The sequence below is a fragment of the Solimonas soli DSM 21787 genome (assembly GCF_000474945.1).
Taxonomy (GTDB): domain Bacteria; phylum Pseudomonadota; class Gammaproteobacteria; order Nevskiales; family Nevskiaceae; genus Solimonas; species Solimonas soli.
The window spans coordinates 65,113-87,814 of the sequence record NZ_KI440838.1 but is presented as its reverse complement, the minus strand read 5'-3'; the positions used below and the strand labels follow the sequence as shown (position 1 = coordinate 87,814).

The 22,702-nt window shown below is 70.9% G+C and carries 24 protein-coding genes; 15 read left to right on the top strand and 9 right to left on the bottom strand.

Annotated features, from left to right (window positions below):
* Nucleotides 1-37: 37 nt before the first annotated feature.
* From K344_RS0116740 to K344_RS0116730, 3 genes are all read left to right on the top strand, one after another.
* Entirely contained in the window at nt 38-805 is a 768-nt protein-coding gene (locus K344_RS0116740) for an SDR family NAD(P)-dependent oxidoreductase (protein WP_028081639.1), read from the top strand.
* On the top strand, nt 802-2,406 hold the full coding sequence (gene treF, locus K344_RS0116735) for an alpha,alpha-trehalase TreF (RefSeq protein WP_028081638.1): 1,605 nt from the start codon (nt 802-804) through the stop codon (nt 2,404-2,406). Before K344_RS0116740 ends, treF begins: the two co-directional genes overlap by 4 nt.
* 212 nt (nt 2,407-2,618) lie before the next feature.
* Nucleotides 2,619-4,223: a hypothetical protein gene (locus K344_RS0116730; RefSeq protein ID WP_157623054.1), complete on the top strand. Its 1,605-nt coding sequence runs from the start codon at nt 2,619-2,621 to the stop codon at nt 4,221-4,223.
* 6 nt (nt 4,224-4,229) lie between these two features.
* Here K344_RS0116730 and K344_RS0116725 read toward each other — a convergent pair whose 3' ends face one another.
* Nucleotides 4,230-4,829: a DUF2946 family protein gene (locus K344_RS0116725; protein WP_245586255.1), complete on the bottom strand. Its 600-nt coding sequence runs from the start codon at nt 4,827-4,829 to the stop codon at nt 4,230-4,232.
* Nucleotides 4,830-4,921: 92 nt separating this feature from the next.
* On the opposite strand from K344_RS0116725, the gene K344_RS0116720 reads away from it, so the two are divergent.
* Together K344_RS0116720 and K344_RS0116715 are read left to right on the top strand one after the other, a co-directional pair.
* Complete coding sequence (locus K344_RS0116720; RefSeq protein WP_028081635.1) at nt 4,922-5,605, top strand: uracil-DNA glycosylase family protein; 684 nt, start codon at nt 4,922-4,924, stop codon at nt 5,603-5,605.
* Nucleotides 5,606-5,713: 108 nt separating this feature from the next.
* A complete protein-coding gene (locus K344_RS0116715) occupies nt 5,714-6,310 on the top strand; it encodes a YceI family protein (protein ID WP_043114819.1) in 597 nt (198 codons plus the stop codon).
* 48 nt (nt 6,311-6,358) lie between these two features.
* Here K344_RS0116715 and K344_RS0116710 read toward each other — a convergent pair whose 3' ends face one another.
* Together K344_RS0116710 and K344_RS0116705 are read right to left on the bottom strand one after the other, a co-directional pair.
* A complete protein-coding gene (locus tag K344_RS0116710) occupies nt 6,359-6,823 on the bottom strand; it encodes a YaiI/YqxD family protein (protein ID WP_028081633.1) in 465 nt (154 codons plus the stop codon).
* Between the two features lie 3 nt (nt 6,824-6,826).
* Nucleotides 6,827-7,327, bottom strand: coding sequence for a hypothetical protein (locus K344_RS0116705; protein WP_028081632.1), 501 nt, complete (start codon nt 7,325-7,327; stop codon nt 6,827-6,829).
* A 140-nt stretch (nt 7,328-7,467) separates the two neighbouring features.
* Here K344_RS0116705 and K344_RS0116700 point away from each other — a divergent pair, with 140 nt between their 5' ends.
* Together K344_RS0116700 and K344_RS24860 are read left to right on the top strand one after the other, a co-directional pair.
* The gene (locus K344_RS0116700) at nt 7,468-8,754 is read left to right on the top strand and encodes an acetyl-CoA C-acyltransferase (RefSeq protein WP_028081631.1); all 1,287 of its coding nucleotides are present in this window, start codon (nt 7,468-7,470) and stop codon (nt 8,752-8,754) included.
* Entirely contained in the window at nt 8,703-9,194 is a 492-nt protein-coding gene (locus K344_RS24860) for an NAD(+)--rifampin ADP-ribosyltransferase (RefSeq protein WP_157623083.1), read from the top strand. Before K344_RS0116700 ends, K344_RS24860 begins: the two co-directional genes overlap by 52 nt.
* Here K344_RS24860 and K344_RS22195 read toward each other — a convergent pair.
* The 3 genes from K344_RS22195 to K344_RS0116685 form a co-directional block, all read right to left on the bottom strand.
* Nucleotides 9,139-10,038, bottom strand: a complete 900-nt coding sequence (locus K344_RS22195; protein ID WP_051362333.1) for a transglutaminase family protein — start codon at nt 10,036-10,038, stop codon at nt 9,139-9,141. The two genes, K344_RS24860 and K344_RS22195, sit on opposite strands and share 56 nt — an antisense overlap.
* Before the next feature lie 78 nt (nt 10,039-10,116).
* Nucleotides 10,117-10,506 carry a hypothetical protein gene (locus tag K344_RS0116690; RefSeq protein WP_028081630.1) on the bottom strand — a complete coding sequence of 130 codons (390 nt, stop codon included), beginning with the start codon at nt 10,504-10,506 and terminating at the stop codon, nt 10,117-10,119.
* The gene (locus K344_RS0116685; RefSeq protein WP_157623052.1) at nt 10,503-10,895 is read right to left on the bottom strand and encodes a hypothetical protein; all 393 of its coding nucleotides are present in this window, start codon (nt 10,893-10,895) and stop codon (nt 10,503-10,505) included. The genes K344_RS0116690 and K344_RS0116685 overlap by 4 nt, the downstream gene beginning before the upstream one ends.
* A gap of 216 nt (nt 10,896-11,111) precedes the next feature.
* On the opposite strand from K344_RS0116685, the gene K344_RS0116680 reads away from it, so the two are divergent.
* Together K344_RS0116680 and yjgA are read left to right on the top strand one after the other, a co-directional pair.
* Complete coding sequence (locus tag K344_RS0116680) at nt 11,112-11,663, top strand: DUF1415 domain-containing protein (protein WP_043114817.1); 552 nt, start codon at nt 11,112-11,114, stop codon at nt 11,661-11,663.
* A complete protein-coding gene (gene yjgA / locus K344_RS22190; RefSeq protein WP_051362332.1) occupies nt 11,663-12,244 on the top strand; it encodes a ribosome biogenesis factor YjgA in 582 nt (193 codons plus the stop codon). Before K344_RS0116680 ends, yjgA begins: the two co-directional genes overlap by 1 nt.
* A 46-nt stretch (nt 12,245-12,290) precedes the next feature.
* On the opposite strand, the gene K344_RS0116670 is transcribed toward yjgA, so the two are convergent.
* The gene (locus tag K344_RS0116670) at nt 12,291-13,532 is read right to left on the bottom strand and encodes a patatin-like phospholipase family protein (protein ID WP_245586254.1); all 1,242 of its coding nucleotides are present in this window, start codon (nt 13,530-13,532) and stop codon (nt 12,291-12,293) included.
* 120 nt (nt 13,533-13,652) lie between these two features.
* Between K344_RS0116670 and arfB the strand changes: the two genes are divergently transcribed.
* Nucleotides 13,653-14,066, top strand: coding sequence for an alternative ribosome rescue aminoacyl-tRNA hydrolase ArfB (arfB, locus tag K344_RS0116665; protein ID WP_028081626.1), 414 nt, complete (start codon nt 13,653-13,655; stop codon nt 14,064-14,066).
* 13 nt (nt 14,067-14,079) lie between these two features.
* Here arfB and K344_RS0116660 read toward each other — a convergent pair whose 3' ends face one another.
* Nucleotides 14,080-15,096 (bottom strand): right-handed parallel beta-helix repeat-containing protein, encoded by a 1,017-nt coding sequence (locus tag K344_RS0116660; protein WP_051362330.1) that lies wholly within the window; start codon nt 15,094-15,096, stop codon nt 14,080-14,082.
* A gap of 124 nt (nt 15,097-15,220) precedes the next feature.
* Here K344_RS0116660 and K344_RS0116655 point away from each other — a divergent pair, with 124 nt between their 5' ends.
* The 4 genes from K344_RS0116655 to K344_RS0116640 all read left to right on the top strand — a co-directional run bounded on the left by K344_RS0116655 (nt 15,221) and on the right by K344_RS0116640 (nt 20,803).
* Nucleotides 15,221-15,490 (top strand): hypothetical protein, encoded by a 270-nt coding sequence (locus K344_RS0116655; protein WP_028081624.1) that lies wholly within the window; start codon nt 15,221-15,223, stop codon nt 15,488-15,490.
* 78 nt (nt 15,491-15,568) lie between these two features.
* Nucleotides 15,569-17,269 (top strand): neutral/alkaline non-lysosomal ceramidase N-terminal domain-containing protein, encoded by a 1,701-nt coding sequence (locus K344_RS0116650; RefSeq protein ID WP_028081623.1) that lies wholly within the window; start codon nt 15,569-15,571, stop codon nt 17,267-17,269.
* A 256-nt stretch (nt 17,270-17,525) separates the two neighbouring features.
* Nucleotides 17,526-19,976, top strand: coding sequence for a TonB-dependent receptor (locus K344_RS0116645; RefSeq protein WP_245586253.1), 2,451 nt, complete (start codon nt 17,526-17,528; stop codon nt 19,974-19,976).
* A 14-nt stretch (nt 19,977-19,990) separates the two neighbouring features.
* Nucleotides 19,991-20,803, top strand: coding sequence for a phytanoyl-CoA dioxygenase family protein (locus tag K344_RS0116640; RefSeq protein ID WP_028081621.1), 813 nt, complete (start codon nt 19,991-19,993; stop codon nt 20,801-20,803).
* 82 nt (nt 20,804-20,885) lie between these two features.
* Here the strand turns inward: K344_RS0116640 and K344_RS0116635 are convergent, their stop codons facing one another.
* Complete coding sequence (locus K344_RS0116635) at nt 20,886-21,677, bottom strand: SDR family NAD(P)-dependent oxidoreductase (protein WP_028081620.1); 792 nt, start codon at nt 21,675-21,677, stop codon at nt 20,886-20,888.
* Between the two features lie 107 nt (nt 21,678-21,784).
* Between K344_RS0116635 and K344_RS0116630 the strand changes: the two genes are divergently transcribed.
* Entirely contained in the window at nt 21,785-22,696 is a 912-nt protein-coding gene (locus K344_RS0116630; RefSeq protein ID WP_043114816.1) for a bile acid:sodium symporter family protein, read from the top strand.
* The last annotated feature ends 6 nt before the right edge of the window (nt 22,697-22,702 follow it).

The window sequence follows — 22,702 nt, the reverse complement described above, 5'->3', positions numbered from 1 at the left end:
CCCGCGAACGCAGGCCGGCGACGGCGAAGGAGCGCGCATGAGACTGCAGGGCAAGGTGGCGCTGGTCACCGGCGCAGGGCAAGGCATCGGCCGCGCCATCGCGATCCGTCTCGCCGCGGAGGGCGCCGAGGTCGTGGTCGAGGACCGGCTCGACTCGGCGGGCGCGCAGGCGACGCTCGCCGCGGTGCAGGCCGCCGGCCGGCGCGGCTGCGTGATCGCCGGCGACGTCGGCCGCGTCACCGACGACCAGCGCGTCGTCGACGAAGCGGCGCGCACGTTCGGCACACCGGACATTCTCGTCAACAACGCCGGCATCGAACGCCGCGCCGCGTTCTGGGACGTCAGCGAAGCCGACTACGACCTGGTGATGAACGTCAATCTCAAGGGCGCGTTCTTCATCACGCAGGCCGTCGTCCGCCAGCTGCGCGAGGCGAAACGGCCGGGCCGCGTCATCAACATCAGCTCGGTGCACGAAGAGCTGCCGTTCCCGCACTTCAGCAGCTACTGCGCCAGCAAGGGCGGCCTGAAGATGCTGATGCGCGACCTGGCGATCGAGCTGGCGCCGCTCGGCATCACCGTCAACAACGTCGCGCCGGGCGCCGTCGAGACGCCGATCAACCGCCGCCTGCTGCAGGCGCCGGCGCTGCTGCACCGGCTGCTCGGCAACATCCCGCTGCAGCGCCTCGGCCAGCCGGACGACGTCGCCGGCGCCGTCGCCTTTCTCGCCTCCGACGACGCCGCCTACGTCACCGGCACGACGCTGGTCGTCGACGGCGGCCTGCTGTGGAACTACAGCGAGCAATGAGCGCCGACGATCGCGTCGCCTCGCGCGAAGACACGGTCGCCCACGTCGCGCCCGCCGACACGCTGACGCCGGCTGACCGCTACCAGGAGCTGTTCGTCGACGTGCAGATGAGCCGCGTGTTCGACGACAGCAAGACCTTCGTCGACTGCGCGCCGCGCCAGACGCCGGAGCGCATCCTCGCCGCGTATCGCGCCGAGCGCGCGCAGCCCGGCTTCGAGCTGCGGACTTTCGTGCACGCCCATTTCCGCGAGGAGGCGGTCACCGCCAGCCACTACGTCTCGGACCCGCAGCAGACGCTGCGCGAACACATCGACGGCCTGTGGGACGTGCTGACGCGCGAGCCGGCCGGGCATCCGCCGCGCTCCTCGCTGCTGCCGCTGCCGAAGCGCTACGTGGTGCCGGGCGGCCGCTTCCGCGAGCTGTACTACTGGGACTCGTACTTCACGATGCTCGGCCTCGCCGAGAGCGGCCGGCCGCAGCTGCTGCGCCAGATGGCCGACAACTTCGCCTACCTGATCGACACTTACGGGCATGTGCCGAACGGCAACCGCAGCTATTACCTGAGCCGTTCGCAGCCGCCGGTGTTCGCGCTCATGGTCGAGCTGTTCGAGCGCAAGGGCGTGCGCCGCGCGCTCGACTACCTGCCGCAGCTGCGCCGCGAACACGCCTACTGGATGGACGGCGCCGACGGCCTGCGCCGCGGCGAGGCGCGCCGCCACTGCGTGCGGCTCGACGACGGCAGCGTGCTCAACCGCTACTGGGACGAGCGCGACACGCCGCGCGAGGAATCGCACCTCGAAGACGTGATGACGGCGCGCCGCGCCAAGCGGCCGGCGCACGAGGTCTATCGCGATCTGCGCGCCGGCGCGGCCAGCGGCTGGGACTTCAGCTCGCGCTGGCTCGGCGATGCGCGCGAGCTTGCCAGCATCCGCACGACGGCGCTGCTGCCGGTCGACCTCAACAGCTTCCTGCATGGCCTCGAGACGCGGATCGCCACGCTGAGCGAGCGCTGCGGCGACACGGCGACCGCCACCGACTTCCGGCGCCGCGCCGATGCGAGACGCGACGCGCTCACGCGCTGGCTCTGGGACGAGGCGGCCGGCGCGTTCGTCGACTACGACTGGCAGCTCGACCGGCGCCGCGAAAACCTCAGCGCCGCCTGCGCCGCACCGCTGTTCGCCGGCTTCGCCGGCGCCGCGCAGGCCGCGCGCAGCGCGCAGGCGATACGCGCGCGGCTGCTGCAGGAAGGCGGCCTCGCCACGAGCGAGCGCGACAGCGGCGAACAATGGGACCAGCCGAACGGCTGGGCGCCGCTGCAGTGGCTGGCGATCGACGGCCTGCGCCGCTACGGCGAGACATCGCTCGCCGATGACATCGCCGCGCGCTGGCTGAAGACCGTGTCGAGCCTCTACGAGCGCGAGAGCAAGCTGGTCGAGAAGTACACCCTGCGGCACGCGCCCGACGGCGCGCGCGGCGGCGGCGGCGGCGGCGGCGAATACCCGCTGCAGGACGGCTTCGGTTGGACCAACGGCGTCACGCGCAAGCTGCTGCACGAAGATCCGGCGCACGCCGCCAACCGCAGCCGCGCGGGCACGCGCTGAAGCAGCGACGCCCGGTTTCGTCCGTGCGTCGCGCACGGGCAGCCATCCGCCAGCGCCGTCAATCGCGTCATCGCCAGGCTCATCCTGCACCCGCCGCCGCGCAGGCGCCGCGATGGCATCGTCTCGTGATACTTCGTTCACGGTCGCAGCCTCGGCATGAGCTTACGATCGAAACCACGGAACGGGGGTGTTCCGCCGATCGGGGGATTGCGATGCAAAGAAGAATGCGGGCGCTGCGCTGGCTGCTGCTGGTCGGCGCGCTGCCATTGTCGGCCTGTGTCACCACCGAATACGCACGCGATCCGGTGAAGGACCAGCCCTCGCCGGAGAGCGGCAGCGTCGTGCTGTCGCTGACGCTGAACACCGGCGAAGTCGGGCAGTTCGACCAGATGCAGCTGACGCGCCTGCAGGACGACGGCGCGCGCCAGTCCGGCTTCGATCAGCGTTTCGTGCTGAGCAACGTCGCGCCCAACCTGTCCCGCGACACCTCGCTGTTCGTCGGCGCCCTCAAGCCCGGCACCTATCGCATCAAGCAGCTCGTCGACTTCGGCACAAACAGGTACATCGAGTTCAAGGACAGCAACGTCGCGCTCGTCGGCTCGTTCACGGTCGAGACCGGCAAGGTCACCGATCTCGGCCGCGTGGTGCTGACCGCCGCCAACTTCAACGTGCTGCTCGGCCGCAGCGCAAGGATCACCAGCAACGAGGCACTGATTCGCCAGTACGCATCCGACTACGCGGCGCTGTATGAGCGCGGTCCGGCGCGGACATGGGACGTTGCCAAGAACGAGAAGGACATTGCCGAGTTGTTCGCGCTGGTGCATCCGATCGGCGCCACCGGCTTTTCGCGCATGAGTGACGGGCAGATCGTGGGCGGCACGCGCATGGGCACGCTGATCCGTCGCGATTCCACCGGCCGCTGGCACGTCGCGGGACGCACGGGCGACCTCGAGGCGATTACGGCGACGACCGTCGCCGGCGGCGGCGCGTACCGTATCGTCGCCGGCGGCGACATGGGCACGCTGTTCGCCGCCGACGGCGAGAAGACGATCGCGGCACTGAACCGCGGAAACTTGCCCGGCGGCAGCATCTTCTTCATCAACGCCTCGCCGGATGCGAAAACGTGGGTCGTCGGCGTGCAGCAGGCCAAGGCCGCCGGACTGTACTGGTCCAGCACGCTGGACAACGGCAACTGGCAGGCCTTGGTGCGCGACAGCATCGAGACCAGTGTCTGGAGCGGCGCGCGCGGCGTTTGGGCCTGGGCCTATCCGGGCGGGGTCGGCTATGCGTCGACCGCCAGCAAGACCGTCTCCTGCTACGACTACGCGAGCGCGCAATGGCGCAAGGGTGGAGTCCCGGATCAGCGTCGGCTGATCGCCCTGTCCGCCTCGCCGGAAGGAATCCTGGGCGTGTTGACCGGCACCAACGCCGGCTTCGCGGGCATCTTCGCCAGCACGCACGTTTCCCGAGACTGTGGCCAGACGTGGAGCGAGACGCACTCGCCGTACAAGGTGAAAGCGGCACCGCCGATCGTGTTGCCGTCGGGCACCATTCTCGAAGCCGGCGGCGTGTTCGGCGATCCCGGCATTTACGCCAGCAAGGACGGCCAGGCCTGGACGAAAACCTCTGACCAGGGCCGTCTTTCCGATCGTCTGTGGCTCTTCCCCGAGCTGCTGCTGGCCGTCAACGGCGGTGCGCTCGGTGTCGAAACCATCGAATCCTCGACGGACGAAGGCGCCACCTGGAAACGCGAGCTGAGCAGCATCGACTACGCCGTGCTGCGCAAGCAACTCGGCAGCAAGGCCAGCCCGCAGTAGACGCGCTCAGAGCGCGTCGTCGCCGCCCACCACCGCGTGCTCGCCTTCGCGCGGTTGCGGGTCGAGCGTGTAGCCGAGGGTGCCGGGAATGCGTTCGCGATCGAGGCGGCGCACGTCGAGCGTGTGCGCGCCGAGCTGCAGGCGAAGGCCGCAATGCGTGTCCGACGGCCGCGCCAGCGCGTCGGCGAGGCTGGCGTCGTCGAGCGCCGCCTCGCCGGCGCGCAGGCGTGCCAGCGCCCAGTCGAGCTCGTGGTCGGCGAGCTGGCCGGGCCCGTGCTCGCTGACGACCAGCAGCGAGCCTTCCTCGTCGAGCAGCGCCTGCGTCGGACGCTCGATGCGCAGGCCGGTGTGCGTTTCGAGCGACTGCCCGTCGGCGCCGACGCGCAGGATGTAGGGCGCCACTTCCAGGCGCAGGTAGCCGCGCTGCGGCCCGTTCTGGAAATACCAGCGGCCGTGCTCGTCGCCGGCATAATTGCGGTTGATGGTGTCGATGATCTGCGGTCGCGTGATGACTTCGCCGCGGATCAGCCAGCGGCCGCGCCGGTCGAGCGCGAGCCAGCCGTACAGGGCCGGCACGTTCGGCCAGCGTTCGAGGGCGCGGTTCACCCAGTCTTCCACATCGTCCTCCGCCATCCGGCTGCGACTGCAGGCATCATGCCCGGCTATTGTAAAAGCGCCTTCCCGATCCTCCGAGTTCCATGACCGACACCGTCCTCAGCACCGTGCAGCGCCAGGCCTTTCGCGCGATCGCCGCCGACATCGCCGGCATCGACAAGGAGGTCTACGCGCAATACGGGCGTGATCCGCTCGAGCCGATCGTCGCGCACGGCGATCGGCGGGCGCGGCTCGGCTTTTTCGGCCGCGACCCCGGCCGCGACGAGGTGCAGCACCTCGAACCCTTCATCGGCGCGGGCGGCCAGCTCGTGCGGCGCGCACTCTACCTGCACCGCCACGGCCAGGCCCTGCCGGACTTCGCCGCCTCGAAGGAAATCGGCCGCCATTACTTCTGGGCCAACACCGTGCCGTACAAGCCGGTCGGCAACAAGGCGTGGTCGACGTCCGTGAAGAAGCGCTTCCAGCCGCTGATGGCGCAGGTGCTGGTCGACGACTGGCGGGGCACGGACCTGATCGTGCTCGGCCGCGAGGCCTTCTTCTGGTTCGGCCTCAACCAGGAACGCGGCGTGACGCAGGCGCTCGAAGCGTTCTGGGCGCGCGAGGACCGCTACGAGCGATCGCTGCCGGTCAGCGTGCGCAGCCGCGCCGGCCACGCGCGCGACATCACCCTGCATCCGCTGCCGCATCCCTCGCCGCTCAACGCGACCTGGTACGGACGTTTTCCGGCGCTGCTCGCCGCGCGCCTGCAGGCACTCGACCGTGACTGAGCCAGGCGGCGGGGCATCGCGCAGGCGCAGGCGCCGTGTCGATTTTCCGCGGACTCGTTCGACGTCCATATGCCGCCAGCCCGGCGGCACCACTTGAGGGGAGAGCCGATGTTCAAGCATCACCAGCGAATCGCACGCCTCGCGGCCATGATCTGCAGCGCGGCCGCGGGCGCCGCGCAGGCGGCGCCGGTGCGCTACGAGATCGATCCGGCGCACACCTATCCGAGCTTCGAGGCCGACCACATGGGCGGCGTGTCGATCTGGCGCGGCAAGTTCAACAAGACCAGCGGCACGATGACGCTCGACAAGGCGGCGAAGGCCGGGCAGGTCGACGTGAGCGTGGACATCGACAGCGTCGACTTCGGCCTCGACGCGATGCACGAGAAAGCCGTCGCGCCGGAATTCTTCGACGCCGCGAAGTACCCGCAGGCGACGTACAAGGGCAAGCTCGCCGATTTCGTCGACGGCCGGCCGACGCGCGTCGTCGGCACGCTGACCCTGCACGGCGTCAGCAAGCCGCTGACGCTCACCGTCAATTCGTTCAAGTGCATCGCGCATCCGCTGCTCAAGACGCGCGAGATCTGCGGCGCCGACGCGCTCGCGAGCTTCCAGCGCGACGAGTTCGGCCTCGATGCCGGCAAGGACTACGGCTTCAACATGACGGTGACGCTGCGCATCCAGATGGAAGCGCTGTCGGCGCCCTGAGGCCGCGCCGGCGCGGCGGCGCGGCGCGACAGCGTCGCCGCCCGTCGTTCAACGCGCCGCGCCGCGCTTCGGCACGCGCAGCAGCTGCTGTTCCAGCTGGTTGGCGAAAGCCTGCTGGTCGCGTGCGTGGAAGGCCGGCGGGCCGCCGGTCTCGACGCCGGCGCCGCGCAGGTCGGCCATGAAATTGCGCAGGCCCAGCTGCTGGCGCACGTTGTCACGGTCGTAGCGCTGGCCGCGCGGGTTGATGGCGACGATGCCCTTGGCGACGACCGCCGCCGCCAGCGGAATGTCGGCGGTGACGACCAGATCGCCGGGCTGCGCCCATTCGGTGATGTGCTGGTCGGCGACATCGAGGCCCCGCGCGACGACCACGCTTCGGATGTACGGCAGGCGCGGCACCGCGAGCGGCGCGTTGGCGACGAGCAGCAGTTCCAGCTGCTTGCGCTGTGCCGCGCGGAACAGGATCTCCTTGATGACTTTCGGACAGGCGTCGGCGTCGACCCAGATGCGCACCGCTCAGCGCACCGGCGCCGGTTCGACGTAGGGCACGACGATATCGTCGAGGCCGGCGCGCATCGCCGCCTGCGCGTCGGGCGACAGCGCGGCGAAATCGCTGCGCCGATAGCTGCGCTCGGCGCATTGCCGCGCGTAATCCGCCTTGACGCGGTTGAGCTCGTCGATCGCGCGGCGCTGCGCGAGCATCTGCGCGTTGAAGGCCGCAGCCTCGTCGTTGTGCCGCCGGCGGCGCTGCTGCAGATCGAGCTGCGCCTGCAGGTGCTCGCGATCGAGCTGCGCGGCCTCCTGCCGCAGCGCCGCGCCCTGCGCGTCGATGCGCTCGCGCCGCGCGTCGGCCTCGGCGACCTGCCGGTTCAGCTGCGCCGCGCCGCTGCGCAGCTGCTGCACCTGCGTCGCACAGGCGCGCAGCGCGGCCGCCGTCAGCGGCGGCGCCTGCGCCTGCGCCACGCCGCCGGCCAGCAGCGCGGCGAACAGCATCGATGACTTCGCGACCTTCGCCACCCGTCTCTCTCCTTCCCTGGACCGCGGCGGCGATCGTAGCGCATGCACCGCCGCCGCACGCGCCGGCCCTCGCCCGCATCGCGAGCCGTCGAAAACCGCCTGCGCTAGACTCGATTGCCCCGCACGCGAAGGACACGCACATGGCTCCCGCACCGACGACCCGCCACGACGTCTTCATCGCCGCCGGCGTGCGCACGCCGTTCGCCAAGGTCGAGGGCGCGCTGGCGAAATACGACGCCATCGCCCTGTCGGTGCCGGTCGTGCAGGCCATGCTCGCCAAGGGTGCGACGCCCGACTTCGCGGTCTGGGGCAGCGTGGTGCCGAACCTCACCTGGAGCAACCTCGCGCGCGAGGTGCTGATGGAAGCCGGCGCGCCGCCGACCATCACCGCGTTCTCGACCATCATGGCCTGCTCGACGAGCATGATCGGCGCCTTCGAGGCGGCCGGCATGCTGAACGACTCCAGCCGCCAGCTGGCGCTGGTCGGCGGCGTCGAGAGCATGAGCCGCGTGCAGGTCGGCCTGACGCAGACGCTCAGCGACTGGCTGCGCAAGTTCCAGAAGGCGAAATCGGTCGGCGACAAGTTCGCGGCGATCCGCGACCTCCGGCTCGGCGACGTCAAGCTCTACATCCCGGCCGTCACCAACCGCACGACCGGCCTGTCGATGGGCGAGCACACCGAGATCACCGCCAGGGAATGGCAGATCCCGCGCCGCGAGCAGGACGCCTCGGCGCTCGCCAGCCACAAGAACGCGGTGGCGGCCTGGGAGCGCGGTTTCTTCGACGATCTGGTCGTCGCCGTCGGCGACGTCGCCCGCGACGGCATTCCGCGCAAGGACACCTCGCTCGACAAGCTCGCCAAACTGCCGCCGGCCTTCGACCGCACGAGCGGCCAGGGCACGCTCAGCGCCGGCAATTCCTCGCCGCTGACCGACGGCGCGGCCGCCATCTGGGTCGGCACGCAGGCCGGCATCGCCAGGCTGCCGTCGGACACGCCGCGCGTGAAACTGCTCGACTGGGAAATCGCCGCGATCGACTTCCGCCACGAGGGCCTGTTGATGGCGCCGGCCTTCGCGATCCCGCGTCTGCTCGCGCGGCACGGCCTGAAGTACGAGGACATCGCCCTCTGGGAAATCCACGAAGCGTTCTCGGCCCAGGTGCTGTTCCACATCAAGGCGCTCGAAGACAAGAGCTTCCTGCGCGACAAGGCCGGCGTCGACGCCGACTTCGGCGTCTTCCCGCGCGACCGCGTCAACCCGAACGGCGGCAGCGTCGCCATCGGCCATCCCTTCGGCGCCACCGGCGCGCGCATCCTCAGCCAGTCGGTCAAGGAACTCGCCGCGATGCCGGCGGGCACGCGCGCGATCGTCAGCATCTGCGCGGACGGCGGCCAGGGCAGCGTGGCCTTGATCGAGAGCCTGGGCTGAGAAGCGCGCGCGCTTCGTCGACGCGCCGCCGCGGAGCGCCGGCGACAGCACCGGAGCGATGGCTCTCCTACTGTGATGGCGCCGCCACGGCCAAGCCATACTGCCGTGCAAGCGCTTCGATTTCGGGATCGAGCGCCCGCGGATGCCGCGATTCCGCGACGCGGCTCGACAGCTCCTCGGGCACAGCGGACGACCCGAACGTCACCCACCAGCGCTTCGCCGGCGATCCCACCAAGTCCTACCGCAGCATCCATCCGCTGCGCATCGTTGCCGAGCTCGGCGACCGGGAGCGCAGCGATCCCGCGCTTGTCATGGGCATGCTGGAGAATCTGCAGCGGCTCCGCGGGCAGGGCCTGCGGAATCTCATCGACGACCGAGGTCTGTTCACGCGCATTGCGTCGCGGTGCTGTCGTCCGCCGCGCCGCCGGGCCAGGCGGTGATCCAGATGCCGACGTCGAGCCGCGAGCCCGCGGCACCGGCGTAGGCGCCCGAGACGGGCGGCACCGACGCCGGCTCCCGTGCCGCCGCCACCGCGAAATGATCGCGCGCGCAAAGCTGCGCCTGCATCGGATCGAAACCTTTCCAGCCCGCGCCGGGCAGATAGATTTCCGTCCAGGCATGTGTGGCGCCCGGATCCGCACCCGACGCTTCGGTGCGCAGATAGCCGCTGACGAAGCGCGCCGCGAATCCGAGCTGGCGCGCGGCTTCGGCCAGCAGCGCCGCGAAGTCGCGGCAGGCGCCGCTGCCCAGCGCCAGGGTCGTGTCCGCGCTCTGCACGCCGGCTTCGTGGCGCACGCGGTAGCGCAGGCTGTCGCACACGTATTGATTCAGCTGTTGCAGCACGGCGAACGTCTCGCGCCGGCCGCCGTGCTCGAACGCGCCTCGCCACAGCCAGGCGCCGAAGCGCTCCGTGCAGGGCGGAGCGTCGAAGGCGCGCATGTACGGCCGCAGGACCGCGGCTTCTTCCTCGGTATACCGGAACGGGAACTGCAGCGCGTGCTCGGCGACCAGGAAGTCGAAGGGATTGACATTGTGCTGCTGCACGACGACTTCGCTCGATATGGCCAGCTGCTGCGCGGTGTCCGCGAAGCTGGCGACGGCGACCACGTTGTCTTCCGCATCGCGATGCCAGCGCAGGCTGGCGCGCGGCTGGATGTCGAGCCGGAAGGACTCGATGTGCAGGTCCTGCCCTTCGCGCGGCCGCAGCCGCAGCTCATGCGCGCCGAGCGCGACCGGCGCGGTGAAGCCGTAGCAGGTGCGATGCAGGATGTGGAATCGCATCATGCCGGCGGCGATCGGCGGCGACGGACGCGCGCCGCGCCGGCGCGGCGCGCGGCGGCTAGGCGCGCCCGGCGCGCGCGCTCACGCACTCCCCGTCGCCTGCGCCGCGAGCAGCAGGTCGCGCACCGGCTGCGGGATCTTCCATTCGGCCATATTCATTCCGCTTTCGTGCATCTTGCGCACCAGGCGCACGATGGTCGCGGGCTCGCCGCGCGTCGGTTCGGCGGTGCCGGCGCGCGCGATCATCGTGTCGAGCTGCTGCAGCAGCGTCAGGCGATCGTCGTGTTCGTTGGCGCTGGCGTCGCGGGCACGGCCCCACTGCTGCGCGCGACGCAACTCCTCGCTGGTGGTGATCAGCGCGGCGTCGCGAAACGTCACCAGCGCGAGATCGCTCGCCCTGCGGATCGTGCCGCCGCCCATCGCGCTGGTGAACAGATCCTGCCTGGGCTGGCGCGCCTGCTTGTTGTTCATGGCGCGCTGCCGTGCGCGGCGTGCGCCGAGGCATCGCCACGCAGCCGCCGCCCGCCGGGGTCGCGGACCCGGACGGTGCGCGCCGCGTGCTGCGCCGCCGCCGAGGAGCGGTTGATGTCCGGAGACAGAACGACGTCGAAGCCGCCGTGCCCGCTCGCCTGCTGCCATTCGTCGACGTAGCCGAGACGCGTCATCGCCGCCACGACGTCGAGGAAGTGGCCGAGACCGACGGTGCGAATCCAGCGATAGACCGCGCCGGCCTCGTTGCGCAGGCCGATGCGCCGGCAGCAGCCGATGGTGTACGGGTGCAGCCGCGCCAGTTCACGCCTGACCATGCCGTCGGGGAGGGAAACCGCGACACCGCGGATAAGCCCTGTTTCGGTACTCATGGAGAACTGCCTTGGAGAGCCTTGCTCCCCGCTGAGTCAGGCCCGCGCAGACGCCGCCGGCTGTCGCGAAGGCGGGCCGCAGGCCCCAGGAGGCTTCGCGAGAGGACCACTATACGCTATGGGCGGACGAGGCGGCGCGGAACGCCGGCGGCCGGCCCGAGGCGCGCCGGCGGCAAAGCCTTTACCCTGTGCGCCCGTCACCGCCGCGCCGTCACCGTGCACCCGATCGAAGCCGAAATCCGCCAGTGGCTCGATGACATCGTCATCGGTCTCAACCTGTGCCCGTTCGCCGCCAAGCCGACCCGCGCCGGGCGCGTGCGCGTGGTGGTCAGCGAGGCGCGCGAGGAGCTGGATCTGCTCGCCGAGCTGCAGCTGGAACTCGCCAGGCTCGACGACACGCCGCCGGAGCAGATCGAGACGACGCTGATCGCCGTGCCGCACCTGTTCGCCGACTTCGCCGAGTACAACGATTTCCTCGACCAGGTCGACGGCATGCTCGACCAGTTCGAGTGGAGCGGCCTCTACCAGGTGGCGAGCTTCCACCCGGATTACCAGTTCGCGGACACCTTGCCGGACGATGCCGGGAACCTGACGAACCGCGCGCCATGGCCGCTGCTGCATCTGCTGCGCGAGGACAGCGTCGAGGCGGCGATCGACAGCCACCCGGACGTCGACGGCATTCCCGACACCAATATCCGCAAGCTGCGCGAGATGAGTGATGCGACGCGCGCGCGCCTGTTCGCCTACCTCGCGCGAGGCAGGTCCTGATGGCCAAGAAACCCCCGCCGCTCGATTTCGGCTACGACGGCCCGAGCAAGTCGCAGGTCAAGCGCGACGCCGAGGAGCTGAAGGACCTCGGCAACGCCCTGCTCGATCTGCCGGACGCGCAGCTCGACCGCATCGGCATGGACGAGCGCCTGCGCGAAGCGTTCCGCACGATGCGCACGATCACCGCGCACGAGGCGCGGCGCCGCCACGGCCAGTATCTCGGCAAGCTGCTGCGCGAGATCGACCCGGCGCCGCTGCGTCGGGCGATCGCCGATTACCACCGCGGCCGCGAACGGGCACTGCAGTTCGCCGACCGCTGGCGCGATCGCCTGCTCGCCGACGATGCGGCGGTCACCGAATGGATCGCCGCGCATCCCGGCGTCGACAGCCAGCGGCTGCGCACCCTGATCCGCAATGCGCGCCGCGAGCAGGCGCAGCTCGCCGCGGCGGCCGCCCGGCACGCAGCGGAGAATCCGCATGCGCCGCCGCTGAAGACGAGCCCGCGCTATGCGAAGGAACTGCTGCTGATGGTGCGGGAGACCTTGCGCGCGGCGAAAGCGGCGGCGCACGCGCCCGAATAGACAGCTGCGCGCGGCGCCGGGGAAACCACTACCCGGGTCTCGCGGTTCAGGCGCGGCGCCGGCTCAGGCGCGCGCCGACCAGGAAGTGCTCGATCTCGTCGATCCGCTGCGCCGCGTCGCGATAGCCGAGCTGGATCAGTTCGCTGGTGAAGGCCTTGTCGAACAGCAGATAGCTGGTCAGGTCGGCGCTCTGCGCGTCCGGCGTGCCGAGGCCGTCCATCACGTAGCGGATCGCGCGCGGCAGGCGGTGCGCGAGGGTCTTGGCGATGATGGCGAGATCGGCCGAGGGCGAGAGGATCAGCGGCTCGACGATGCGCATCGGCTCGCTGACGCCGCTCTGCATGGCGTCGTGCGTGTGCGACACCGACTGGAACGCCGACACCAGCTCGTTCATGCGGCGCAGATGATCGACGTCGGCGTCGAGGTGATCGAGGAAGATCGCGTTGAGGAACACGCCGCAGATCTGCGCGAGCGGCGGCCGCTGCAGGCTCGCGACCAGATCGGGATCGGCCGCCAGTTCCGAACGCAGCAGGCTGTCGGCGGCTTCCTGGCAGCGCACGCCGATCGCGAACAGGCGCTCGGCGCCGAGGCGGATCGCCGGCGACAGCGGCGTGGTCAGGCGCAGCGCGCCGTCGCCGAAATACGCGACCGCAGCGCCGGCGCGCAGCGCGACCGGCGGAAAGACGATGGGAATCGATGACGAGGCGCGCACGTGGTCGAGCGTCAGCTGCGTCGACAGCGCGACGCGGCGGCTCTTGTTCCACACCGGATGTCCGGCCTGGCCCTGGATGAAGGTGAAGGCCTTGCCGGAGTGATAGCCGGTGGCGGTGATCGCCAGGGCATAGAGATCGCCCTTGGCGATCGCCTCGGCGATGCCGTCGAAGCGCAGGTGCCTGTCGAGGAAGCCGCGCAGCGGCGTGCTGTCGACCAGGGCGTCGGCGCGACCGCCGCCGATCAGGCCGCCGAGCGCCATGTCGAGCGCCAGCTTGCCGCCGGTCTTCGCCAGCGCGCGCGTGTCGGTGCGGAACACGTCGGAGAACGTCAGCTGCGACCACAGCCTGGCGAGCTGTGCCGCGCCTTCGGCGAAGCTGGAATTGGCCGCGGCGAGCGCGGCGCCATTGATGGCGCCGGCCGAAGCGCCGGCGATGATCTGGAACGGCGACGGGCCGTCGCGCAGCGCCGCAATCTCGCTGACGCGCTTGATGACGCCGGCCTGATAGGCGCCGCGCGCACCGCCGGCGGTGAGCACGAGGCCGGTCATCGAACTGCCGCTCGCCACGCTGTCCATCGTCATCTCCCGGCCTGCCGTCGCCTTATGGCTGGCAAATCCGATGCCAGTCCGGCGCGGCGTGCGCCGCCGATCGGGCATCATCGGCCACCGCCATTGCCCGCCGATGAAGGCCGCCGGATGCTGACGATCAACGCCCAACTCGCGATTCCGCTCGAGGAGATCGAGCTTTCCGCCATGCGCTCGCAGGGCGCCGGCGGCCAGCACGTCAACAAGACCGAGAGCGCCGTGCAGCTGCGCTTCGACGTGCGCGCTTGCTCGCTGCCGGAGGCGGTGAAGGAGCGCCTGCTCGCGCGCCGCGACCGGCGCCTGACCGAGGACGGCGTGGTCGTCATCAAGGCCCAGCAGTTCCGCAGCCAGGACCGCAACCGCGACGCCGCGCTGCAACGTCTGCGCGAGCTGATCGCGGCGGCGGCGGTGGTGCCGCGCGTGCGCCGCGCCACGCGCCCGAGCCGCGCGGCGAAGCAGCGGCGCGTCGACGAGAAGACGCGGCGCGGTCAGGTCAAGGCGCTGCGCGGCCGGATCGGCGACTGAGCCTCCCGCGACGCTAGCCGGCGCGCGTGCACAGGCCGAACTGCTCCGGCCGCGGATCGCGGTTCGGCGCATCGCTGCGGTTGTCGCGCCAGACGTTCGGCTGCCACTGCGGCAGCTTGCAGTTGGCGGCGCGGTCGGCGCCGATGTCGTAGCCATGCTCGTTGCGCGCGAGGCGGTTGTCCTCGAACACATTGCCCTGGCTCATGCTGTTGTCCCAGCACAGCACCGGCTGCGGATCGCGGAAGCGCACGGCGCAGGTCAGGAACACCGCCGCATGCCGGTTGTTCTCGATGCGGTTGGCGACGACGCGGTTGCGCAGCGAGTCCGACAGATACAGGCCGTGCGAGCCATTGCCGGCGATCGTGTTGCCGCGGATCTCGCTGTCCTCGAGATGCTCGGCGGTGATGCCGGCGGCGCTGTTGCCGCGAATCTCGTTGTCGCGCACGGTGACCTGCGCCGAGCGGTTGAACGACACGCCGTCCCAGACCGCGCCGAGGATGCGATTGCGCTCGATGCGCACGCCGCGCGTGTCGCGCTCGGTGAGGATGCAGGCGCTGCGGCAGGCGTCGAGTTCGAGATCCTGCAGGGCGATGTTCTCGCCGCGGCGCACGACGATCGCGCTGTTGCTGAGATACGGATGCTCGGGCATGAATTCGTGATCCGCGCGCGCGCCGACCAGCTTCAGGTGCTCGATGCTCACGTCGCGGACCGGCTGCGCCGGCGCCTCGTCGCGCCAGTCGCCGATCACGATCAGCGGCTGGGCGACGCCGTCCTGCATGCGCAGCACGGTGGCCGCGCCGCTGCCGCGCAGGTGCACGCCGTCGCGCAGGATGGGCACGAACCGGCGCAGCAGGTAGTCGCCGGCGCCGAGGCACACCGTCCTGGCGTGCCCGTCGTCCGGCAGCGCGGCAATCGCCGCGGCGATGTCGCCGCCGCGCGGCACCGTCACGTCGCAGGCCGCGTGCGCCGGCCGTACACCCCACAGGGCCAGGAGCAGCAGGGCCGTGATGCCCGTCGCGCGCTTCGTCATGCTTGCCGTCATGGCTCCGTCGATCGTTCCGGCAGCCGCCGACACTGCGAGCGGAACTCGCGCGCGGCCGGCACCGTCTGAAAATGGACGCGGATTTTCCGTCGCCGACGTTCCGGAGTACAACATGCGCGGCACGCTTCGCGATGACGATGAACGCTTCCTGAAAACGATCGAGGACCGTCTCGGCTGGGCGCTGCCGGCGGACCTGCAGGCCAAGGCCCTGCAGCGCCGCGCGCACGGCGAGTCGGCCGCATCGATCGCCGATGCCTTGGAGACCGACGACCTCGCCGGCCGCGCCCTCAACGATCGCGACGCGCCGCTGCGCGCGCCGCCGACGCGGCCCGCCGACGACGATCCGGCGCACTTTCCGAGCGCCGCGCCGCGCCGCCGCTAGCGGCGGCTGGGTCCGATTTCCCGCTTGCCGGCACCGGCTCCGGCCGCGATGCTCTGCGGCCGGAGACAGGGGAAGCGCATGAGCGGATGGCTGGCGGGCGCGGGCAAGCGCGAGATCGCCTTCGAGGGCGGCGGCTTCGGCATGCTCGGCTACGGCCGCGCCGAGCACGTCATCGAGCGCCGCGAGACGGCGCTGTACAGCCGCGCGTTCTGTTTCGCCGGCATCGCCGGCGCGCCGCTGTTCTTCGCGCAGAGCGAGATCTGCATGATGCTGCCTGAGGTGAAGCGCGCCGTGCTCGAGCGCCTCGCCCGGGCGCATCCCGGCCTGTTCGACGACGAGCGCCTGCTGCTCTGCGCCCAGCACACGCATTCGGCGCCCGGCGGCTACGCGCACTTCCCGTTCTACAACTTCTCGATCCCCGGCTTCCGTCCGCCGGTCTTCGAGGCCATCGTCGGCAGTCTCGTCGAGGCGCTCGCCGAAGCCTGGCAGCGTCGGCGGCCGGCGCGGCTGCGCTTCGCGCACGGTGATTTCCCGGCCGACGCCGACGTCGCCTTCAACCGTTCGCTCGCCGCCCACAACCGCAACCCGCAGGTCGAGAAGCGCACGCCGCGCGAGGCGCATCTGGCCATCGAGCGCACGATGTGGCTGCTCGAAGCCCGCGACGACGACGGCCGCGCGATCGGCCAGATCAACTGGTTCGGCGTGCACCCGACCAGCGTCGGCAACCGCAACCGCTACGTCTCCTACGACAACAAGGGCTACGCCGCCGAGGAGCTCGAAGCCGCGCTCGGCGACGGCGCGGTGGCGATCTTCGCGCAGCAGTTCGCCGGCGACGTCTCGCCGAACGCGCAGAGCGCCGACAAGGGCTGGCCGCGCGGCCGCTACGCGGACGACACCGAGAGCGCGCGCTTCAACGGCCGCCTGCAGCGCGAGCAGGCGCAGCGCATCCTCGGCGCGCTCGATGCGAGGCACGAGCTGGCGCCCGGCGCGACCGACGCGGCGCTCGCCTGGCGCGACATGGGCGAGGTCGAGGTCGACGCCGATCTCGCCGGCCTCTCCGGCGAACGCACCGTCGCGCCCTGCCACGGCCTCGCCTTCTTCGCCGGCTCGCCGGTCGACGGGCCCGGCGCGCCGGCGCCGGTCGTCGCGCTGCTCGGCGCGCTGGCGCGCGCCGCCGAATGGCGCGAGCGGCGCGCCGCGCGGCGCGACGGCGGCGCGACGCTGGCCGCCGTCGAAGCCAAGTACCGCGCGCAGGCGCCGAAGCGCATCGTCGCCGAGACCGCCGCCGGCAGGATCGTCGGCATCACGCGCCTGCGCCGTCTGCCCGGCTTCCTCGACCGCATGGTCGCCGAGCTGCGTCGCGAGGACGCCAGCGGCGCGCTCGACGAAAAGCCCTGGGTGCCGCAGGTGCTGCCGCTGCAGGTCTGGCGGCTCGGCGCGCTGGCGCTGATCGGCTTCCCGGGCGAGATCACCACCGAGGCCGGCCGTCAGCTGCGTGCGCTGTGCCTCGAGGCGCTGGCGCCGCTCGGCGTCGCGCACGTCGTCGTGTCGTCCTATGCGAACGCCTACTTCGGCTACTGCACGACCTGGCACGAGTACCAGGCCCAGCAGTACGAAGGCGGCCACACGACGTTCGGCAGCCGCACGCACGATGCCTTCCGCACCGAGTATCGCAAGCTGCTGCGCGAGTGCGCGAAGCCGCCGGCCGAACGCCGGCCCGCGCGCGACGCGCCGAAGGTCTTCAGCGCGGCGACGCTGATGAAACGCACGCGCGCCTGAGCCTGACGCCGCGGCAAGGCAGCGCGACGCGCAGCATGCGAACATCGCCGCTGTCAACGGCACGGGGCCGATTTACTACTCGCGACGCGCAGCGGCCGTCATAAGCTTGGAACAAATGTCCGGCCTGGCGGGCAGGCGGTAGCCAGCATCCGCTCGCTTGGTCATGCTCGCGCGCCACGATGGCGACCGCCGGCGGCGCGAACCCGCTGGGCGCGGCGCCAGGGATGACGGACAGCTCGATGGGAAACGGGGAATGATGAGTCTGCGCAACACGACGGGCGCCTGCCTGCTGGGACTGGCGCTGTGGCCGGCGGCGACGCCGGCGCAGGACGAGGCGGCGCCGCTGGCGACCATCGCGCTGCCCGCCGAGGCGCCGCCGGCGCTGCCGGCCGCCGCGGCGGACGACGACGACATGAAACTGCAGACCGTCGTCGTCACCGCGCGGCGCCGCGCGGAGCGCGCGCTCGACGTGCCGATCTCCATGACCGTGCTCGACGGCCCGGCGCTCGGCGAGGCCGGCCTCACCCTGCCGACCGACATCCAGGAGCGCGTGCCGGCACTGGTCGTCACCGCCACCAACACGCGCCTCACGCAGTACACGATCCGCGGCCTCGGCTCGACGTCGATGAACGACGGCATGGAGAGCAGCGTCGGCCTGTTCCTCGACGGCGTCTATCTCGGCCGCCAGGGCCTGTCGATGTTCGACCTCGTCGATCTCGATCGCGTCGAGGTGCTGCGCGGCCCGCAGGGCACGCTGTTCGGCAAGAACACGACGGCCGGCGCGGTGAGCATCATCACCAAGCTGCCGAGCCACAACGGTGAATCGACGCTCGAGGGCACGCTCGGCAACGACGGCCTGCGCCAGCTGCGCGGCACCGCGACCGGCGAGATCTTCGGCGACGAGACCCTGGCCGGCCGCATCACCGGCTACTACAGCGGCCGCGACGGCACGATCGAGAACCGCTACAACGGCCAGGATCTCAACAACCGCAACAAGTACGGCGTGCGCGGCCAGCTGCTGTGGACGCCGCTCGACGCGGTGAGCGGCCGTTTCATCGCCGAGTATTCGCACGCGCACGAGCGCTGCTGCGTCTACCCGCTGGTGATCTACCGCGACAAGGTGCGCGCGCGCGACGAGTTCATGGAATACACGCGCGTGTCGCGCGATCCCTACGCGCGCGAGACGGACAGCGACACCCGCACCGACAGCCTCGTCGAACAGGCGGCGGTATCGGCGGAGTTCAACTGGGACATCGACGAGCGCAGCCGCCTGACCAGCATCACCGCCTACCGCGACTGGTGGTTCACGCCGACCAGCGACGACGCGACCTCGCTGCAGCTGGTGCCGGAGACCGGCACGCTGAACGCGCACCATCAGTTCAGCGAGGAGCTGCGCCTCGCCTCGAAGTTCGACGCCTTCGATTCGGTGTTCGGCCTCTACTACCTGCGCCAGCACATCAACTCCTTCGAGCGCAACGTGCTCGGCCGCGATCTGGTCGGCTGGACCTTCGGCGGCCTGATCCGCCAGAACCTGCTGCCGTTCGCCACGCAATCGAGCGTCGGCCCGCTGCTCTACGCGGCGATTCCGCCGCAGACGCTGGACGGCATGACCATCCGCACCAAGGCCTTCCAGGTTTCCGACAGCGCCGCCGCTTTCGGCTCGGTCGACTGGCATCTCGCCGACCGCCTCGATCTGACCACCGGCCTGCGCTATACGCATGAATGGAAGGATGCCGCCGTCGAGCGCCACCGCAGCGGCGGTTGCCCGAACTGCACGGTGCTGTCGCTGGTGAGTCCGCTGTTCCAGACCCTCGGCCTCGAGGATTTCACGGTCGACGGCCTGCTCGACGCGGTCGCCGGCGGCGAGTACCAACGCGACTCTTCGTACAGCGAAGGCAACTGGTCCGGGCAGATCGCGCTGAACTACCGCTGGACGCCGAACACGCTCGGCTACGCGTCCGTCGCGCGCGGCTACAAGAGCGGCGGCATCAACCTCGGCGTGACCGGCGAATCGGTGCAGCCGATCTTCGATCCGGAATCGGCGACCTCGTACGAGCTCGGCGCCAAGGCCCTGCTCGGCCGCCGCCTGCAGCTCGCGCTCGCCGTCTACCAGACCGAGGTGCGCGACTACCAGGCGCTGACCTTCGACGAAGAACAGACGCTCATTCCGAATCCGCGCCAGGTCAATCTGCTCAACGTCGGCAAGGTGCGCCTGCGCGGCGCCGAACTGGAAGGCCAGGCCCTGCTCGCGCGCGGTCTCGCGGCACGCGCCGGCGTCGCCTACAACCAGGCGATCAGCGAGGACTTCCCCGATGCGCCGAACGAGGACACCGGCGAAAACACCAAGGACCTCAGCGGCAAGGATCTGTACAACGCGCCGCGCTGGACGGCGACCGCCGGCCTCGAATACAGCCACGCGCTGTGGCGCGCCGAAGGCTACGGCGGCCTCGACTACTCCTTCCGCAGCGGCTACTGGGGCACGGTCGAGCACGGCGCCGGCAGCTACGTGCACAGCTATGCCTTGACCAATCTGCGTCTCGGCCTGCGCAGCGCGACGCAGCGCTGGGACGTGTCGGCCTGGGTGCGCAACCTGTTCGACGAGGATTACCTCGCCGCCGTCTATGCGCTGTACGGCGTCGGCGACTACGGCGCGACCGCCGGCGACGCCCGCACCTACGGCGTCACCGCGCGCCTGAATTTCCACTGAGCCCGGAGAGCGAGATGAGCACTCCCTATCCCACCTTCGAACTCGGCGAGCAGCTGACGCGCGAGCAGATCGAGCACTTCGAGACGCACGGCTTCCTGCACTTCCGCAACTTCATCGACGCCGCGCAGGTGCGTGCGCTGATCGACGCCTCGCTCGAGGTGCAGCGGCAGTGGGTCGCCGAAGGGCGCGAGAAGATCAACGGCGTGCCGATCAAGTACGGCAAGGATCTCGACGGGGGCGCCATCGTGCAGCGCTTCGCCTTCGCCAACCTCCACCACCCGGTGCTGGCGCGCTTTCTCGACGATCCGCGCTTCCGCACATTGTTCCCGCTGATCGGCACCGACGATACGCGCATCGGCCACCACGAGAAGGACGGCATGGTGATCAACCATTACGTGCACGCGCCGGGCAGCGCCTACAGCCGTCTCGGCTGGCACACCGACGGCCTGCGCGACATCTTCCTCGGCACGCGTCTCAACCCGCTGCTCAACGTCGGCGTGCACCTGTCGAATCTCGGGCCCGAGCACGGCGGCCTGCGCCTGCTGCCCGGCACGCACCGGCAGGGCCTGTGGCAGATGCTGTTCCGCAAGCGCTACTTCCTCGACCACGACGACGATCCGCGCGAGGTCGCGATCATTCCCGCCGCCGGCGATCTCACCGTGCACGACGGCCGGCTCTGGCACCGCGTCGCGCAATCGACGGTGAGCGGCGAGGCGAGCCGCCGCCGCGTCATCTACATTCCGGTGATCTCCGGCAGGTACGCGCCGAAGTCCGAGAAGAGTCCGACGCCGCTGTACCAGCGCTTCGCGTCGATCACCAACAAGTGAGCGTGTCGACCCGCCCGCCGCGCACGCCGATCGCGCGCCCTTGATGCGCGCCGCATCGCCATGCGGCGGCGCGGCGCGGTCGTCACGCCGTCCGGGCGACGCCCTTGTACAGCGCGCCGACCACCCTGCGCAGCAGCCAGCGCGGCCCGAGGCGCGGCGTGATGGCGAGGATCTTGTTGTACCAGCGCGGCACGATGATCGCGGTGTCGCGTTCGAGCGCGGCGACGGTGATGCGCGCCACGTCCTGCGGCGTCATCACCAGCGCTTCCTTCTCGAGCTTGTCGAGATCGATGCCGGCGCGCGCGAAGAACGGGCTGCGCGTGGTGCCCGGGCACAGCACCGAGACCTTCACGCCGCGCGGCGCGAGCTCCTCGCGCAGGCCTTCGGACAGGCTCAGCACGTAGGCCTTGGCGGCCGCGTAGTTGGCCATCCACGGGCCCGGCATCATGCCGGAGATCGACGACACGTTGAGGATCTGGCCGCGGCCCGCCGCCGCCATGCGCCGGCCGACCACGTGGCAGAGGCGCGCCAGGGCGGTGACGTTGACCTCGATCAGCTCGCGCTCCTCGTGCCAGGCGTTGTCGACGAAGGCGCCGCTGGTCGCGAAGCCGGCGTTGTTGACCAGCGTGCCGATCTCGGGCGTGCCGCGCGCGAGATCGTCGCAGAGCCGGTCGAGCTGCGCAGCCTCGGCCAGATCGCAGATGCGCGTCTGTACATCGACCTTGTGGCAGGCGCGCAGCCGGCCGGCGATCTGCTCCAGCACCTCGCCGCGGCGCGCCACCAGCAGCAGGGCGTCGCCGCGCGCGGCGAAGGCGGCGGCGAGCGCGAGGCCGATGCCGCTGCTCGCGCCGGTAATCAGGGTGTAGGCGGTCATGCGGCGTCCTCGCACATCGCGTCGAAGGGAAGGCGTCAGAGGGTAACCGAGCGGCGCGCCCGCGGCACCGGGAAAATCGCTTCCCGCGGCGGCGCCGTGAGGCCCTGATGTTCGACGCGCTCGATCAGGTCGCCCTGCAGTTCAGTCCGGCGCAGCTGCAGCTGATCAACGTCGCGCAGGCGCTGCTGGTCTTCGGCGTCGCCCTGCATCTGCAGCCGGCCGGCCTGCGCCGCGTCGGCGAGCATCCGAAGGCGGTGGTCGTCGGGCTCGGCGTGCAATGGCTGCTGCTGCCGGCGCTCGCCGTGCTGCTGGTGCTGAGCTTCGAGCTGCCGGCGGCGCTCGCGTGCGGGCTGCTGCTCATCGCCTGCTGCCCCGGCGGCAGCGCCGCCACTTTCCTGAGCCTGCTGGCGCGCGGCAACGCCGCCGTGGCGATCGCCACGGCGAGCATCGCCATGCTGGCCAGCGCGGTGCTGACGCCGCTGTTGTTCGCGCTGTGCCGCAGGCTCGCCGGCCTCGACGGCGTGCACGGCGCCCTGTCGCTCGACGCCACGCTGGTCCTGCGCACGACCCTGCTCTACCTGCTGCTGCCGCTGGCCGCCGGCCTTGCCCTGCGGCAGTGGCAGCCGCGCCTGGCGCTGCGCCTGCGCGGTCCGCTGAAGCTCGCGCTCGGCCTGCTGCTCGGCCTGTTCGTGGTCGTCGCGCTGCAGCGCAATGCGGCGGCGCTGCGCGGCATCGTCCTCGCCCTGATGCCGCTGGTCGCCGGCTTTCATGCCGCGAGCCTGCTCGGCGCCTGGCTGCTCGCCGCCCTGCTGCGCACGGCGGCGCCGGAGCGGCGCGCGATCACGCTCTGCGCCGGCGTCAGCAACGCCGGTCTCAGCATGCTGCTGGTCTTCACCTTCTTCGGCGGCGACGGCGCGATGGCGGCGCTGGTCGCGTGGTGGAGCGTGTGGCGGCTGCTCGCCAGCGGCGCGCTCACCCTGTTCTGGTCGCGCGCGCCGCTGCCGGCCGGCGCGGCCTGAAGCCCG